This is a genomic window from Kitasatospora sp. NPDC022856 (genome assembly GCF_055561235.1).
Genome location: NZ_JBVHHE010000046.1, coordinates 1 through 16,657 on the forward strand (window position 1 = coordinate 1; position 16,657 = coordinate 16,657).

Consider the following 16,657-nt stretch of genomic DNA (forward strand, 5'->3'; position numbering starts at 1 on the left):
GGCACGACCTCCGCCGACGCCACCAGCGCCGCCAGATCCGGGAACGACTCCGCACCCGCCAGCTCCGCCGTCCCGAGGACAGCCCACCGACCACCGTCCGTCGCGGCGCCGAGCGGACCAACCGGAACCCACTCCACACCGAACAGGTCACCATGGGCCGGCGCCGCCACCGCTGCGAAGGGGCGCAGGACCACCGAACCCACCGACGCGATCAACGCACCCGTGGCATCGGCCAGGGTCAGCGACACGCCCTCACCCGAAGGCGTGACCCGCACCCGGGCGGCCACCGCATCCGCGGCATGCACCACCACATCGCCCCAGGCGAACGGCACTTCCGGCCGCGCCAGGCGCTCGCCCGTGCCCACGATCACGTGGAGGGAGGCGTCCAGCAGAGCGGGGTGCAGCCCGAACCCGGACGCGCTGACACCGTCCGGCAGCGCGACCTCGGCGAACAGTTCCTCGCCACGCCGCCACGCCGCACGCACCCCCTGGAACACCGGACCGTAGGCGAGACCGCTGTCGACCAGGGCCGGGTAGAAGCCTTCGAGGTCCACCGCCTCGGCACCCGCCGGCGGCCACTCGGTCAGCGCCTCCCCCGCCTCCGGCGCGACCGGCGTCAGCGTTCCCGACGCATGTCGGGTCCACTCCTCCCCGAACGCCGCGTCCTCGGCCTGGGCGTAGACGGCCACGGCACGACGGCCGGACTCGTCCGCCTCGTCCACCGTGACCTGCACCCGGACCGCCCCTTGGGAGGGCAGCACCAACGGCGCCTCGATCACCAGTTCCTCGACCCGCCCGCACCCGGTCTCGTCTCCGGCCCGCACGGCCATCTCGACCAGCGCCGTCCCCGGCAGGACCACCTGCCCGGCGACCACGTGATCGGCCAGCCACGGTTGTCCGGCCAGCGACAGCCGCCCGGTCAGCACGAGACCCCCACTGGCCGGCAGGGTCACCGCCGCGCCCAGCAGCGGATGACGCGCCGGTGACTGGCCCAGCCCGGCCGCGTCCACCGCGGCGGCAGCGGCCGGCAGCCAGTGACGCTGCCGCTGGAAGGCATAGGTGGGCAGGTCAATCCGCTGGGCGCCGGTGCCCGCGAAGACCTCGCCCCACGCGACCGCCAGACCGCGCACGAAGAGCTTCGCGAGGGCGGTGAGCAGAGCGCGCGGTTCGTCACGGCCGCGACGGAGCAGCGGCAGCCAGACCTCGGCGGCTGCCTCGCCCTCGGTGTCGATCCGGGTCTGCGGGCCCATGCCGGACAGCACACCGTCAGGCCCGATCTCGACGAACGTCCGGACACCGGCGACGCGAAGGGCCTGCGCGGCGTCGTGGAAGCGAACTGCCTCGCGGACATGCTTCACCCAGTAGGCCGGGTCCGTGACCTCGTCCGTCACCGGGAGACCGGTCAGGGCGGAGACCATCGCCAGCTTGGGCACGCGGTAGCTGACGGCGGCGACGACGCGGGCGAACTCCTCCAGCATCGGCTCCATCAGCGGCGAGTGGAACGCGTGCGAGACCTGGAGACGCTTCGTACGTGCGCCGGACGCGGCCAACTGTTCGGCGGCCTGCAGTACTTCGTCCTCGACGCCCGAGATCACCACAGCCTTGGGGCCGTTCACCGCGGCGACACCGACACCGGTACGACCCGCGATCGCTCCGAGAACCTGCTCCTCGGTCGCCTCGACGGCCACCATCGCACCACCGGAAGGCAGTTGCTGCATCAGCCGGCCACGCGCGGCCACCACCGCGCAGGCATCCTCCAGCGACCACACACCCGCCACATGCGCCGCGGCCAGCTCACCGATCGAATGACCGGCCACCACCTGCGGACTCACACCCCACGACTCCAGCAGACGGAACAACGCCACCTCGACCGCGAACAGTGCGGGCTGCGCCCACCCCGTCTCATCGATCAGGCCCTCACCCCGAATCACACCCGCCAGGGAACCGTCCAAGTGCTCAGCCAGCCCCGCACACACCGCGTCGAACGCCTCGGCGAACACCGGGAAAGCCTGGTAGAGCCCCTGCCCCATACCAACGCGCTGCGCACCCTGACCGGTGAACACGAACCCGACCTTGCCCGCACCACCCACGGACCCGGTCACCACACCGGGAACCTCACGACCCCCGGCCAACGCCGCAAGACCCGCCAGCAACTCCTCGCGGTCCGCACCGAGGACCACCGCCCGCTGCTCCAACGCCGCCCGCGACACCGCCAACGACCAACCCACGTCCAGCACATCAGCATCAGCACACTCAACGAACGCCGACAGCCGCTCCGCCTGCCCGGCAAGACCCTCCGCCGACCGCCCCGAGAGGAACCACGGCACCACCGGCAGGTCAACACCACCGGAACGGGCGACCGGAGCGTCCTGCACCGGCGCCTGCTCGATGATCACGTGCGCATTGGTCCCGGAGAACCCGAACGAGGACACGCCCGCCCGCCGGGGATGCCCGGCATCCGGCCACGGCTGTGCCTCGGTGACCAGCCGGACCGCGCCCGCCTCCCAGTCCACGTGCGAGGACGGCGCGTCCACATGCAGGGTCGCCGGCACCACACCGCGCTGCATCGCCGCGACCATCTTGATGACACCCGCCACGCCGGCGGCCGCCTGGGCGTGCCCGATGTTGGACTTCACGGACCCCAGGAGCAGCGGCCGGTCCTCCGGTCGCCCCTGGCCGTAGGTCGCCAGCAGCGCCTGTGCCTCGATCGGGTCACCCAACCGCGTGCCGGTGCCATGGGCCTCGACCACGTCCACCTCGGCCGCGGACAACCCGGCGCCGGCCAGCGCGGCCCGGATCACCCGCTGCTGGGACGGCCCGTTCGGCGCCGTCAGACCGTTGGACGCACCGTCCTGGTTGACCGCCGTACCGGCCACCACCGCGAGCACCTTGCGACCGTTGCGGCGTGCGTCCGACAGCCGCTCCAGCACCAGGACGCCGACGCCCTCGCCCCACCCGGTGCCGTCCGCGGACTCCGCGAACGCCTTGCACCGCCCGTCGGCGGCCAGACCGCCCTGCCGGGTGAAGTCGATGAAGGTGCCGGGCGTCGACATCACGTTGACGCCGCCGGCGAAGGCCAGCGTGCTCTCGCCCGAGCGCAGCGACTGGCAGGCCAGGTGCAGCGCCACCAGCGACGAGGAGCACGCCGTGTCCACCGTCACCGCCGGGCCCTCCAGCCCCAGCGCGTACGCCACCCGCCCGGAGGCGACCCCGCCCGAGCCGCCGGTGCCGGCATAGCCCTCGACGTTCTCGGACACCGCGCCGAACGGCAGGTAGTCGTGGTAGATCAGGCCGGCGAAGACACCGGTCGCGGAGCCGCGCAATGTGTTCGGGTCGATCCCGGCGTCCTCCAGCGCCTCCCACGACGTCTCCAGCAGCAGTCGCTGCTGCGGGTCCATCGCGATCGCCTCACGCGGGCTGATCCCGAAGAACCCGGCGTCGAACTCCCCGGCGTCGTAGAGGAATCCGCCCTCGCCGGACAGGCTCTTGCCGACCGCCTCCGGGTCCGGATCGTGGACGTCCGGCGCCCAGCCGCGGTCCGTCGGGAACGGACCGATCGCGTCCCCGCGCGCCTCCAGCAGCTCCCAGAACTCGGTGGGGGACGACACCCCGCCGGGGAACCGGCATCCCATGCCGACGATGACCACCGGGTCCTCGGCAGCGGGCACGCCGCCCGTGACCGCGGGCGCGGCCCCCGCCGGGCCGGGCTCGGCCGCGCCGACCAGCTCGCCCAGCATGAAACCGGCCAGCGCCGCCGGCGTCGGGTAGTCGAAGACCGTCGTCGCCGACAGGCGCATGCCCGTCGCCGAGTTCAGCCGGTTGCGCAGTTCCACGGAGGTCAGCGAGTCGAAGCCGGTCTCGCGGAAGGCTCGGCCGGCCTCGATGCTCTCCGGTCCGGCCATGCCCAGCACCAGGGCGGCCTGCGCCGCGATCACGTCGAGGACGGCGGCGGTCCGCTCGGCGGGGTCGAGCGCCAGGAGCCTGGTGGTCAGCGCGTTCCGGCCGTCGGCGGCCGGACCGCCGGCCGTGCGCCGGGCGGGCGGGCCCGCATGCCCGGTTCGGACCAGACCGGACAGGAAGGGCGGCACCTCGCCCGAGCGGCGCAGGGCGGCGAGGTCCAGCTTGGCCGTCACCGTCAGGGCGTCGGCGGCGCGGGCCGCCGTGTCCAGCATGGCGAGACCGTCGGCCGCGGGCAGCGGCTTCAGCCCCTGGCGGGACATCCGCTGCCAGTCGGCCCGGTCGAGCTTGGCGGTCATGCCGTGTTCCCACGGCCCCCACACCAGGGACGCGGCGGGCAGACCGGCCCGGCGGCGGGAGGCCGCCAGCGCGTCCAGGAAGGTGTTCCCGGCCGCGTAGTTGGCCTGGCCCGGGTTGCCCCAGACGCCGGCGATCGAGGAGAACAGGACGAACATGTCCAGGTCGAGGCCGCGGGTCAGCTCGTGCAGGTGCCAGGCCGCGTCGGCCTTCGGCCGCATCACCGCCGCCAACCGCTCCGGGCTCAGCGAGGCCGCGATCCCGTCGTCGACGATCCCGGCGGCGTGCACGACGCCCGTCAGCGGCACACCCGCCAGGACGGCCGCGAGCTCGTCGCGGTCGGCCACGTCGCAGGCCGCCACCGTGACCTCGGCGCCCAGCGCCTCCAGGTCGGCGACCAACTCCGGCATCCCGGCGGCCTCGATGCCACGACGCGAGACCAGCACCAGGTGCTCGGCCCGCCCGCTCTCGGCGAGGTGCCGGGCCACCAGCCCGCCCAGCGCACCGGACGCGCCGGTCACCAGGACCGTGCCCGCACCGGCGGCCGTCGCGGGCAGGGTCAGGACGACCTTGCCGATGTGCCGCGCCTGGCTCAGGAACCGGAAGGCGTCCACCGCGCGGCGTGCGTCCCAGCAGGCCACCGGCAGCGGCCGCAGGGCGCCCTCCTCGAACAGCAGGGTCAGCGACCGCAGCATCCGGCCGAGCACGTCCGGGTCCAGGTCCAGCAGATCGAACGCCCGGTAGGCGACCCCGTGGTCGCGGCGCACCTGCTCCGCGTCACGGATGTCGGTCTTGCCCATCTCGACGAACCGGCCGCCCGCGCGGGTCAGCCGGAGCGACGCGTCCACGAACTCCCCGGCCAGGGAGTCCAGCACCACGTCCACCCCGTGGCCGGCGGACGCGGTCCGGAAGGTCTCCTCGAAGTCGGTCGTGCGGGACGACGCGATGTGCGACGCACCGACACCCAGTCCGCGCACCGCCGCCCACTTGGCGGGCGACGCGGTCGCGAACACCTCCGCCCCCAGCTGCCGGGCCAGTTGCACCGCCGCGATGCCCACGCCACCGGCGGCGGCGTGGACCAGCACCCGCTCGTCCCGCCGCAGGCCGGCCAGCTCCACCAGCGCGTACCAGGCGGTCAGGAACACCAGCGGCGCACCGGCCGCCTCCGCCATCGTCCATCCGGACGGCACCGGGGCCAGCAGCCGCTGGTCGGTCACCGCCTCGGTGGTGAACGCGCCCGTGAACAGGCCCATCACCGTATCGCCCGGCCGGAGCCCGGTCACGCCCGGACCGACCTCCAGCACGACACCGGCGCCCTCCAGGCCCAGCCGGCCCGCGTCACCCGGGTACATGTCCAGCACGTTGAGCACATCGCGGAAGTTCACGCCCGCCGCACGCAGGGCGACCCGCACCTGACCGGCGGCGAGCGCGCCCGCCTCCTCGGCACCCAGCAGGGTGAGGTTCTCCAGCGTGCCGCGCTCGTGGAAGCCCAGGCTCCACACGCGCTCCGCCGGGACCGGCAACCCCTCCGCGACGCGCGCCAGCCGGGGCACCCGCAGCTGGCCGGCCCGAACCGCGAACTGCGGCTCACCGGAGGCCACACCCTGGCGCAGCACCTCCATGGAGGCGTCCTCGACATCGGCGAGGACGATCCGGCCCGGATTCTCCGCCTGCGCCACCCGGACCAGGCCCCACACCGGAGCAGCCGCGACCTCCGTCGGCGCCTCCGGCCCGGCGTCGACGGCCCGCTCGGTCACCACCAGCAGACGGGACGCGGACAGGGACTCCGCCGCCAGCCACTCCTGCACCAGACCCAGCACGTCGGCGGCTGCGCGACGGGCCCCGGCCGGGACGTCACCCGGCTCCGGCACGGCCCGCACCGCCACGACCTCGGGCACGGCCTCCGCCGACGCCACCAGCGCCGCCAGATCCGGGAACGACTCCGCGCCCGGCAGTTCCATGGTCCCGAGGACGGCCCACCGGCCGCCCTCCGTTGTGGCGCCGTCCAGGGCAGCCGGGACCCACTCCACGCCGAACAGGCCGTCGCTCGCGGGTGCCGCGGCGCCCGCGAAGGGCCGCAGGACCAGCGAACCGACCGAGGCGATCAACGCGCCCGTCGCGTCGGCCAGGGTCAGCGACACGCCCTCACCGGTCAGCTCCGGGGTCACCCGGACCCGTGCCAGGGCGGCGCCGGTGGCATGCAGGTCGACGTTCCCCCAGGAGAACGGGACCTCAAGCCGGTCCCGGCGCTCGCCCGTGCCCACGATCACGTGCAGGGCGGCGTCCAGCAGGGCGGGGTGCAGCCCGAAGTCGGCGGCGCTCACGCCGTCCGGCAGCGCGACCTCGGCGAACAGCTCCTCGCCGCGCCGCCAGGCCGCCCGTATCCCCTGGAACGCCGGTCCGTAGGCGAGGCCGCTGGCGGCCAGCGCCGGGTAGAACCCTTCGAGGTCCACCGCCTCGGCGCCTGCCGGGGGCCACTCGGCCGGCAGGCTGTCGGCCGACGCCGTGGCGACCGACAGCGTGCCCGACGCATGCCGGGTCCACTCCCCGTCGGGCGCGGCCTCCTCGGCCTGGGCGTAGACACCGAGCTCCCGGCGACCGGACTCGTCGGGACCGTCCACCGTCACCTGGACCCGGACGCCACCCTGCGTCGGGAGGACCAGCGGCGCCTCGATGACCAGCTCCTCGACCCGGGTGCAGCCGGCCTCGTCGCCCGCGCGCACGGCCATCTCGACCAGCGCGGCGCCGGGGACGACGGCCTGCCCGGCGACCACGTGATCGGCCAGCCAGTGCTGTGCGGCGAGTGACAGCCTTCCGGTCAGAACGACGCCGCCGGTGGCCGGCAGGGTGACGGCGGCGCCGAGCAGCGGGTGTCCGGGGTTCTCCAGTCCGAGGTCCTCGGCGCGGCTGCCCGCCGTCGCGGTCAACCAGTAACGCTGACGCTGGAAAGCGTAGGTGGGCAGGTCGACCTGCTGGACGCCGGTGTCCGCGTAGACCTGCTCCCAGGCGACCGGCACACCCCGCACGAAGAGCTTCGCGAGCGCGGTGAACAGGGCGCGGGGTTCGTCACGGCCGCGACGGAGCAGCGGGAGCCAGACCTCGGGCTCGCCCTGGTCGTCCGTGCGGGTCTGCGGGCCCATGCCGGACAGCACACCGTCAGGGCCGATCTCCACGAACGTCCGGACCCCGGCGGCGCGAAGGGCCTGCGCGGCGTCGTGGAAGCGGACCGCCTCGCGGACATGCTTCACCCAGTAAGCCGGGTCCGTGACCTCGTCCGTCACCGGGAGACCGGTCAGGGCGGAAACCATCGCCAGCTTGGGCGTGCGGTAGCTGACGGCGGCGACGACGCGGGCGAACCCCTCCAGCATCGGCTCCATCAGCGGGGAATGGAACGCGTGCGAGACCTGGAGACGCTTCGTGCGTGCGCCGGATGCAGCCAACTGCTCTGCGGCCTGCAATACTTCGTCCTCGACGCCCGAGATCACCACGGCCTTGGGGCCGTTCACCGCGGCGACACCGACACCAGTACGGCCCGCGATCGCTCCGAGAACCTGCTCCTCCGTGGCCTCGACGGCCACCATCGCACCACCGGACGGCAGTTGCTGCATCAGCCGGCCACGCGCGGCCACCACCGCACAGGCATCCTCCAGCGACCACACCCCCGCCACATGCGCCGCGGCCAGCTCACCGATCGAATGACCGGCCACCACCTGCGGACTCACACCCCACGACTCCAGCAGACGGAACAACGCCACCTCGACCGCGAACAGTGCAGGCTGCGCCCACCCCGTCTCATCGATCAGGCCCTCACCCCGAATCACGGCGGCGAGGGAACCGTCCAAGTGCTCGGCCAGCCCCGCGCACACCGCGTCGAACGCCTCGGCGAACACCGGGAACGCCTGGTAGAGGCCCTGCCCCATGCCAACGCGCTGCGCACCCTGGCCGGTGAACACGAACCCGACCTTGCCCGCACCCCCCACGGACCCGGTCACCACACCGGGAACCTCACGACCCCCGGCCAACGCCGCAAGACCCGCCAGCAACTCCTCGCGGTCCGCACCGAGGACCACCGCCCGCTGCTCCAACGCCGCCCGCGACACCGCCAACGACCAACCCACATCGACGACTTCGACATCGGAGCGCTCAACGAACGCCGCCAACCGCTCCGCCTGACCGGCAAGACCCTCCGCCGACCGCGCCGAGAGGGACCACGGCACCACCGGCAGGTCAACACCACCGGAACGGGCGACCGGAGCGTCCTGCACCGGCGCCTGCTCGATGATCACGTGCGCATTGGTCCCGCTGATGCCGAACGACGACACACCCGCGCGTCGCGGCCGCTCCTCGGAGTGCGGCCAGGCCACCGCCGATGTCGCCAGCCGGACCGCGCCCGCCTCCCAGTCCACGTGCGAGGAGGGTTCGTCGGCGTGCAGCGTCTGGGGCACCTGCTCGTGCTGCAGGGCGAGCACCATCTTGATCACGCCCGCGACACCCGAGGACCACTGGGTGTGCCCGATGTTGGACTTCAGCGAGCCGAGCAGCAACGGCCGGTCCTGCGGCCGGTCCTGGCCGTAGGTCGCCAGCAGCGCCTGCGCCTCGATCGGGTCACCCAACCGCGTGCCGGTGCCGTGGCCCTCGACCACGTCCACCTCGGCCGCCGACAACCCGGCGCCCGCCAGGGCCGCCCGGATCACCCGCTGCTGGGACGGCCCGTTCGGCGCCGTCAGACCGTTGGACGCACCGTCCTGGTTCACCGCCGAACCCCGCACCACCGCGAGCACCTTGTGCCCGTTGCGCAGCGCGTCCGACAACCGCTCCAGCACGACGATGCCGGCGCCCTCGGCCATACCCATGCCGTCGGCCTGCTCCGAGTACGCCTTGCAGCGGCCGTCCGCCGCGAGGCCCTGCTGCCGACTGAACCAGGCGAGCCACGCCGTGGTGGCGTGCACGGTGACGCCGCCCGCCAGTGCCAGCGAGCACTCCCCCGACCGCAGCGACTGGCTTGCCAGGTGCAGCGCCACCAGGGAGGACGAGCACGCCGTGTCGACGGTGAGCGCCGGCCCTTCGAGGCCGAGCGTGTAGGCCACCCGGCCGGAGATCACGCTGGGCGCGATGCCCGACTGGAGGTGCCCTTCGAGCTCCTCGGGCGCGTTGGCGCCGTAGCCGGACGAGGAGGCGCCCACGAAGACGCCGGTCGCCGAGCCGCGCAGCCGCCTGGGGTCGATGCCCGCCCGCTCGAAGGCCTCCCAGGACAGTTCGAGGAGCAGCCGCTGCTGCGGGTCCATCGCCAGCGCCTCACGCGGGCTGATCCCGAAGAACCCGGCGTCGAACTCCCCGGCTCCGGTGATGAATCCGCCGCCGCGCGTGTAGAAGGTGCCGGCGCGCTCCGCGTCCAGGTCGAAGAGCTGCGAGAGGTCCCAGCCGCGGTCGGTGGGGAGTTCGCCGACCGCGTCGCCGCCGGTGGCCAGCAGGTCCCAGAGCTGCTCGGGGGCGCTGACGTCACCGGGGAGGCGGCAGCTCATGGCCACGATCGCGATCGGCTCGTCGGCGGCCGCTGCCGTCCGAACCGCCGCCGTGGTGTCGTCGGTGTGCCCCAGCGTCTGCGCCCGCAGGTACTCGGACAGCGCCACCGGGGTCGGGTAGTCGAAGATCAGTGTGGTGGGCAGCCGCAGGGCGACCGCGGTGCTCAGCCGGTTGCGCAGCTCGACCCCGGTCACCGAGTCGAAGCCGAGTTCCTTGAAGGTCTGCGCGGGGTCGAGCGCCTGCGGGGAGGGGTGTCCGAGGACGGCCGCGGCGTGCGCCGCGATCAGGTCGAGGACCACCTGGTCCTGCTCGGGCCGCGACAGGCCCGCGAGCCGGCGCAGCAAGCCCTCGGCGGCGTCGAGGGGAGGCGCCCCGGCCGTGTCGTCCGCCGCGTGCGGCAGCTCCATCACCTGCGCGGAGGGGCCGCTGTCGAGCCAGAAGCGCTTGTGCCGGAAGGCGTACGTCGGCAGCTCCACCGGCCTCCCGGTGGGCAGGACCGCACGCCAGTCCACCGGCACGCCGTGCACGAAGGCGCGGGCCAGGCCCGTCACCAGGCTCGTGGTGCCTTCGTCGTCGCGCCGCTGGAGCGGGACGAAGACGGGCTCGTCCTTCGCGGTGCCGGCCACGATGTCCGCGCCGAGCGAGGAGAGTGACCCGTCCGGGCCGACCTCGAGGAACACCGAGACGCCCTCGCGGGCCAGCGTCGCCACCGCGTCCGCGAAGCGCACCGCTCCCCGCGTCTGGGCCGGCCAGTAGCCCGCCTCGGGCTCGGTGACCAGCTCACCCGAAAGCGCACCCGCCCACGTCAGGTTCGGGCGGCGGTACTCCAACCCGGCCGCGACGGCGGTGAGTTCGTCCAGCACCGGGTCCATCGCCGGCGAGTGGAAGGCGTGCGAGACCCGCAGTCGCCGCACCCGGCGGCCCCGCTCCCGCCACAGCTCCACCACCTGATCGACGGCCTCGACCTCACCCGAAACCACCACGGACTCCGGGCCGTTGACCGCCGCGATCACCACACCGGGCACCAGCTCCGCCAGCACCTCGGCCTCCGGGACGTTGACCGCAGCCATCGCCCCGCCCGCCGGCAGCGCCTGCATCAACCGCGCCCGCGCCGCCACCAGCCGCACCGCGTCCGGCAGCGACAGCACCCCGGCCACATACGCGGCCGCGACCTCACCCACCGAATGACCGACCACCGCGTCCGGCGTCACGCCCGCGGCCTCCAGCACCGCCGCGACAGCGACCTCGAAGGCGAACAGACCGGCCTGCGCGTACAAGGTCTGGTTCGCCAGCGCCTCGTCGACGCCCTCGGCGCCGAGCACGACGTCCCGGACCGAGACGCCCAACTCCAGCTCCAGCAGCCCGGACACCCGGTCGAAGACCTCGGCGAAGACCGCGCTGCCCTCGTAGAGGCCCCGGCCCATCCCGACCCACTGCGAGCCCTGACCGGCGAAGACCAGACCCACCCGGGCACCCGGCCGCGCCACACCCGACACCACCGAACCCGAGGGCGTCCCGGCAGCCAGGTTCTCCAGGCCGGCCACCAGCTCGGCGCGCTCGGTCCCGAGCACGACCGCCCGGTGCTCGAACGCCGACCGGGTGGTCGCCAGCGACGCCGCCAGGTCCGCCGGTTCCACCGACGGCCGGGCCGTCACCCAGTCGCGCAGCCGCTCCGCCTGGGCCGTCAGCCCCTCGGCCGTCCGGCCCGACACCAGCCACGCACCGGCGCCTTGGAGGACCGGCGCCACGTCGGGCGCCTCCGCGGTCTCGACAGCCGGCGGTGCCTCCTCCAGGACGACGTGGACGTTGGTCCCGCTGATCCCGAACGCCGACACGCCTGCGCGCCGCGTGTGCTCCCCGGCGGGCCACGGCACCGGCTCGGCCAGCAGCCGCACCTCACCCGCCGACCAGTCCACCTGCGGCGACGGCTCCTCCGCGTGCAGCATCGCGGGCAACTCGCCGTGCTGGAGCGCCAGCACCATCTTGATCACCCCGGCCACACCGGCGGCCGCCTGGGTGTGCCCGATGTTGGACTTCACCGAGCCGAGCCACAGCGGCCGGCCCTCCGGACGCTCCCGGCCGTAGGTGGCGAGCAGTGCGCCCGCCTCGATCGGGTCGCCGACCCGGGTGCCCGTGCCGTGTGCCTCCACCGCGTCGACATCGGCGGCGGACAGGCTCGCGTTCGCCAGGGCGCGGCGGATGACCGCCTGCTGGGCGCGGCCGTTCGGGGCGGTCAGGCCGTCGCTGGTCCCGTCGGAGTTGATCGCCGAACCGCGCAGCACGGCCAGCACGGAGTGGCCGTTGCGCAGGGCGTCGGACAGCCGCTCCAGGACGATCAGGCCGGCGCCCTCGGACCAGACGGTGCCGTCGGCGGCGGCCGAGAACGGGCGGCAGACGCCGTCCGAGGACAGCGCCCGCAGCCCGCTGAACGCGACGAAGTTCCCCGGGGTGGCCATCACGGACACGCCGCCGGCGAGCGCCAGCGAGCACTCGCCGGACCGCAGCGCCTGCACGGCGAGGTGGATGGCGACCAGGGAGCTGGAGGCGGAGGTGTCCACCGTGAGGGACGGCCCGTGCAGCCCGAGCAGGTACGAGATCCGGCCGGACATCACGCTGGTCGTGGTGCCGGTGAGCAGGTAGCCCTTCACGCCCTCAGGCGCCTCCTGCAGCCGGGGGCCGTACTCCCTCGGCTCGGCGCCCACGAACACGCCGGTCCGGGTGCCCCGGATCGCGGACGGGGTGATGCCGGAGCGCTCCAGCGCCTCCCACGAGGTCTCCAGCAGCAGCCGCTGCTGCGGGTCCATCGCCAGCGCCTCGCGCGGCGGGATGCCGAAGAAGGCGGCGTCGAAACCGGCGGCGTCGTCGAGGAAGCCGCCCCGGGTGAGGTAGGTCCTCCCGGCGCTCTCCGGGTCGGCGTCGTAGAGGGATTCGAGGTTCCAGTTCCGGTCCGCGGGGAAGTCGGAGAGGGCGTCCCGGCGTTCGGCCAGCAGACTCCACAGGTCCTCGGGCGAACGGACCCCGCCGGGGTAGCGGCAGCTCATGCCGACGATCGCCAACGGCTCCGCACCGGCTGCGGCACGTTCCGTCGGGGCCGGCCCATCAGTCTCGTTCACAAATCCCTCGGCATTCCGGAGTCTGGGAGTGCGATACCTGGTCGAATGTCTTTCAGCCAAGGAGAAACAGCAATGCAAAAGGGCTGAACAGAACGGCCGCACAGAAAGCTGTCGAAGAACCGCACTGGAGCTGTGCGAGGAAATCCGGGAAATGGCCCGCCGGAGCCCCCGACGGTCAGGATATGAGCCGGTCCGTCCGGAGGACCACGTGTTCAACCGAGAAAGGCGCGCCGGTTGATCGGCGCGCCTTTCCGTTCGGCCGGGGAGTCCCGGTACCGCTCACCCTCGGGCGACGGCGTCCTTCTCGGGGGCGGCCGCGGCGAGTTCGGGCGAGTCCAGCCGCATCGTCGTCGGCCCCTCGCGGCGGTCCGCGACCAGGTGCAGGCGCTGGACGCCCTCCCCGGCGGGCTCGCCGAGGACGGCCTGGCAGGCGCAGGGGTCGTCGGCGAAGCCCGCGAACCGGTAGGCGATGTCCATCATGCGGTTGCGCTCGGTGCGCCGGAAGTCGGCGACGAGGTGGGCGCCGGAGCGGGCCGCCTGGTCGATCAGCCAGTTGAGGATGACCGCGCCGGCACCGAAGGTCACCACGCGGCACGAGGTCGCGAGGAGCTTGAGGTGCCACAGATCCGCGTGGCGCTCCAGGAGGAGCACGCCCACGGCGCCGTGCGGACCGAAGCGGTCGGTGAGGTTGACGGTCAGGACCTCGTGGTCCGGGTCGACCAGCAGCGCACGCAGCGCGGCGTCCGAGTAGTGGACGCCGGTCGCGTTCATCTGGCTGGTGCGCAGGGTCAGTTCCTCGACCCGGGAGATGTCCTCCTGGTCGGCGCGCTTGATCTCCATGACGAGGTCGAGGGTGCGCAGGAACTCCTCGTCGGGGCCGCTGAAGGTGTCCTTCTCGGCGTCCCGGCGGAAGCTCGCCTGGTACATCTCCCGGCGGCGCCGGGCGTCGACCGTGACGATCTCGGGGCTGAACTCGGGCAGTGCGGTCAGCTCGGCCGCCCGCTCGGCCGGGTAGCAACGGATGTCGGGCGCGTGGTAGTTGACCTCGGCGCGCTCGGTGGGCAGGTCGTCGATGAAGGCGACGGCCGTCTCCGCGAAGTTCAGCCGCTCGGCGATCAGCCTGACCGCGTCGGACTTGCGCCCCCACCCGATCTGGGGATGCACGAAGTACTCGGCGAGGCCCAGGTCTTCGAGCCGCTTCCAGGCGAGGTCGTGGTCGTTCTTGCTCGACACCGAGTGCAGGACTCCCCTGGAGTCGAGCTCGACGATGGTGTCGTGGATTCCGGGGAACAGTTCGACGGTCGGGTCCTCCAGCAACGTGCCGTCCCAGACGGTGTTGTCCAGGTCCCAGACCAGGCACTTCACGAGGGTTGGCTTCTCAGCCACGGGGGTCTCCTACCAGCTTTCGGTCGGACTTCGGTCGGATGGACGTCAGTCGGAAATCGACAGGGCGTGGTCCGCCAGGATCAGCCGGCAGATCTCGTTGCTGCCTTCGATGAGCTCCATGAGCTTGGCGTCCCGGAACGCGCGGGCCACCACGTGGCCGTCCTCGGCACCGGTCGATCCGAGCAGTTGGACCGCGGTGGCGGCGCCGCGGGCCGCGTGGTTCGCGCTGACGTGCTTGGCGAGGACCGCCGTGAGCCCCATGTCCGGGGCGGCGGAGTCCCATTGCCGGCTGGCGTGCTCGCAGCTGCGCCGCGAGACCTGCTCGGCGACGAGCAGCTCCGCGAGGTGCCCGCGGACGAGTTGGTGCTCGGCGAGCGCCACGCCCGCCTGGTGCCGGTGCTTCACGTGCCGGGTGGCGGCGCTCAGGCAGGCCTGCAGGATGCCGACGCAGCCCCACGCGATCGACACCCGCCCGTAGGAGAGCGCCGTGGTGAAGAGCATCGACAGGGGCTGTCCGCCGCCGCCCAGCACGTGGGTGGCCGGCAGCCGGACGTTGTCCAGGCGGATGTTGGCGTGGCCGGCGGCCCGGCAGCCCATCGGCTGGGGTACCAGGTCGATGTGCACGCCCGGCGCGTCGACGGGGACGATCGCGGCGGCCGCGCCGTCGCTGTCCCCCTGCCGGCCGATGACGACGACGAAGTCGGCGTACCGGGTGCCGGTGACCCACTTCTTCTCGCCGTCGATGACGAACCCGTCACCGTCGGCCTTGATCCGGGTGCGCATGGCCGCCAGGTCGCTGCCGGCCCCCGGCTCGCTGAAGCCGACCGCGGTGAGCTTCCCGCCGGTCAGCTCCGCCAGGAAGGTGCGCCGCTGCTCGCGGTCGCCGAAGCGCTGGATGGTCCAGGCCGCGATGCCCTGCGAGGTCATGATGGACCGCAGGGAGCTGCACAGGCTCCCCACGTACGCGGTGAGTTCGCCGTTGTCCTGGCTGCTCAGCCCGAGGCCGCCGTAGGAGGCCGGCACCTGCGCGCACAGCAGGCCCTTGGCGCCGAGCGTGCGCAGCACGTCGAGGGGCAGTTCGCCCGCGACGTCCCAGGAGCCGGCCCGGGAGCCGACGAGCTCGCCGATGAGGGCGCGCTCGTCGGCCGGTCGGTCAGGCATTCCCGGCCGCCACCGCGTCGCCGCGCAGGCGCAGCACGAGGCCGGCCATGCCCCCGACGGTGCGGAAGTTGTCGAGCTTGAGGTCGCCGCCGACGATGGCGATGTCGTAGGCGTCCTCCAGGTGGACGACGAGCTGCATGGCGAACATCGAGGAGACCACGCCGGAGGCGAAGAGGTCCTGGTCCAGCTCGACGTCGGTCTTGATGCGCTCGGCGAGGAAGCCGAGGATCTCCTTCTGGAGGGTCTCAGCGGTCAGCGGAGTGTTGTCCCCGTGGACGGTCATGACGCGACCTTTCCGTAGTCGTAGAAGCCCCGGCCGGTCTTCCGGCCGAGGTGGCCGTCCCGCACCTTTTCGAGCAGGAGGTCACAGGGGCGGCAGCTTTCGTCACCGCGGCGCTCGTAGAGCACGTTGAGCGAGTCGACCAGGTTCTCCAGGCCGATCAGGTCGCCGGTGCGCAGCGGGCCGGTGGAGTGGCCGAGGCAGCCCTCCAGCAGGCCGTCGACGACCTCGACGGAGGCGACGCCCTCCTGGACGAGCATGGCCGCGGTGTTGATCAGCGGGTGGAGCAGGCGGTTGATCACGAAGCCCGCCGAGTCCTCGATGACGAGTGCCTCGCGGCCGAGGACGGTGAGCAGCTCGGTGGCCTGCTCCAGGACGGCCGGGTCGGTGCGCGGGCCGCGGATGACCTCGACCATCTTGATCATGTAGGAGGGGTTCATGAAGTGCACGCCCACCAGGTCCTCGGGGCGCACGATCCACTCGGCCATCTCGTCGATCGGGATGCACGAGGTGTTGGAGATCAGGGTGGTGCCGGGCGTCACGACCCGGGAGGCCGCGGAGAGCACCTCCTGCTTGACCTTGTCGACCTCGGTGACGGCCTCGACCACGGTGGTGGCCTCGGCGATGTCGTCGAGGTTGACGCTGGTGGTCAGCGTGCCCTGCGGGCGGTCGGCCGGCAGGACGCCCATGAGCTGGGCGTGCCGCAGCTTCTGCCGGATGGTCTGCCGGGCCGTCTCCAGCACGGTCTCGTCGACGTCGACCAGGACGACGGAGACGCCGTGGCCGAGGGCGAGCGCCGAGATGTTGGTACCCATCACACCGGCGCCGATGATGGCGAGGCGGTGCTCCTCAAGAGCAGTGCTCATGGATTCTTCCCTGCTGTTTCGTGAGCCGGTTCCTGTCGGCCGGCCCGGTCGTGGTGACGCGGCCCGGTGTGGTC

General features: G+C 73.1%; 4 protein-coding genes and 1 pseudogene. All 5 read right to left on the minus strand.

Going from position 1 to position 16,657, the window contains the following annotated elements; all coding sequences use genetic code 11:
• Nucleotides 1–12,833: pseudogene (locus ACZ34W_RS33405) on the minus strand (SDR family NAD(P)-dependent oxidoreductase); the annotation flags it as partial.
• Nucleotides 12,834–13,169: 336 nt separating this feature from the next.
• A complete protein-coding gene (locus ACZ34W_RS33410; protein ID WP_329490251.1) occupies nucleotides 13,170–14,276 on the minus strand; it encodes an HAD-IIIC family phosphatase in 1,107 nt (368 codons plus the stop codon).
• Nucleotides 14,277–14,321: 45 nt separating this feature from the next.
• Nucleotides 14,322–15,437, minus strand: coding sequence for an acyl-CoA dehydrogenase family protein (locus ACZ34W_RS33415; RefSeq protein WP_329490250.1), 1,116 nt, complete (start codon nucleotides 15,435–15,437; stop codon nucleotides 14,322–14,324).
• Entirely contained in the window at nucleotides 15,430–15,720 is a 291-nt protein-coding gene (locus ACZ34W_RS33420; protein ID WP_329490249.1) for an acyl carrier protein, read from the minus strand. Before ACZ34W_RS33420 ends, ACZ34W_RS33415 begins: the two co-directional genes overlap by 8 nt.
• Nucleotides 15,717–16,583, minus strand: coding sequence for a 3-hydroxyacyl-CoA dehydrogenase family protein (locus tag ACZ34W_RS33425; protein WP_329490248.1), 867 nt, complete (start codon nucleotides 16,581–16,583; stop codon nucleotides 15,717–15,719). Before ACZ34W_RS33425 ends, ACZ34W_RS33420 begins: the two co-directional genes overlap by 4 nt.
• Nucleotides 16,584–16,657 lie beyond the last annotated feature (74 nt).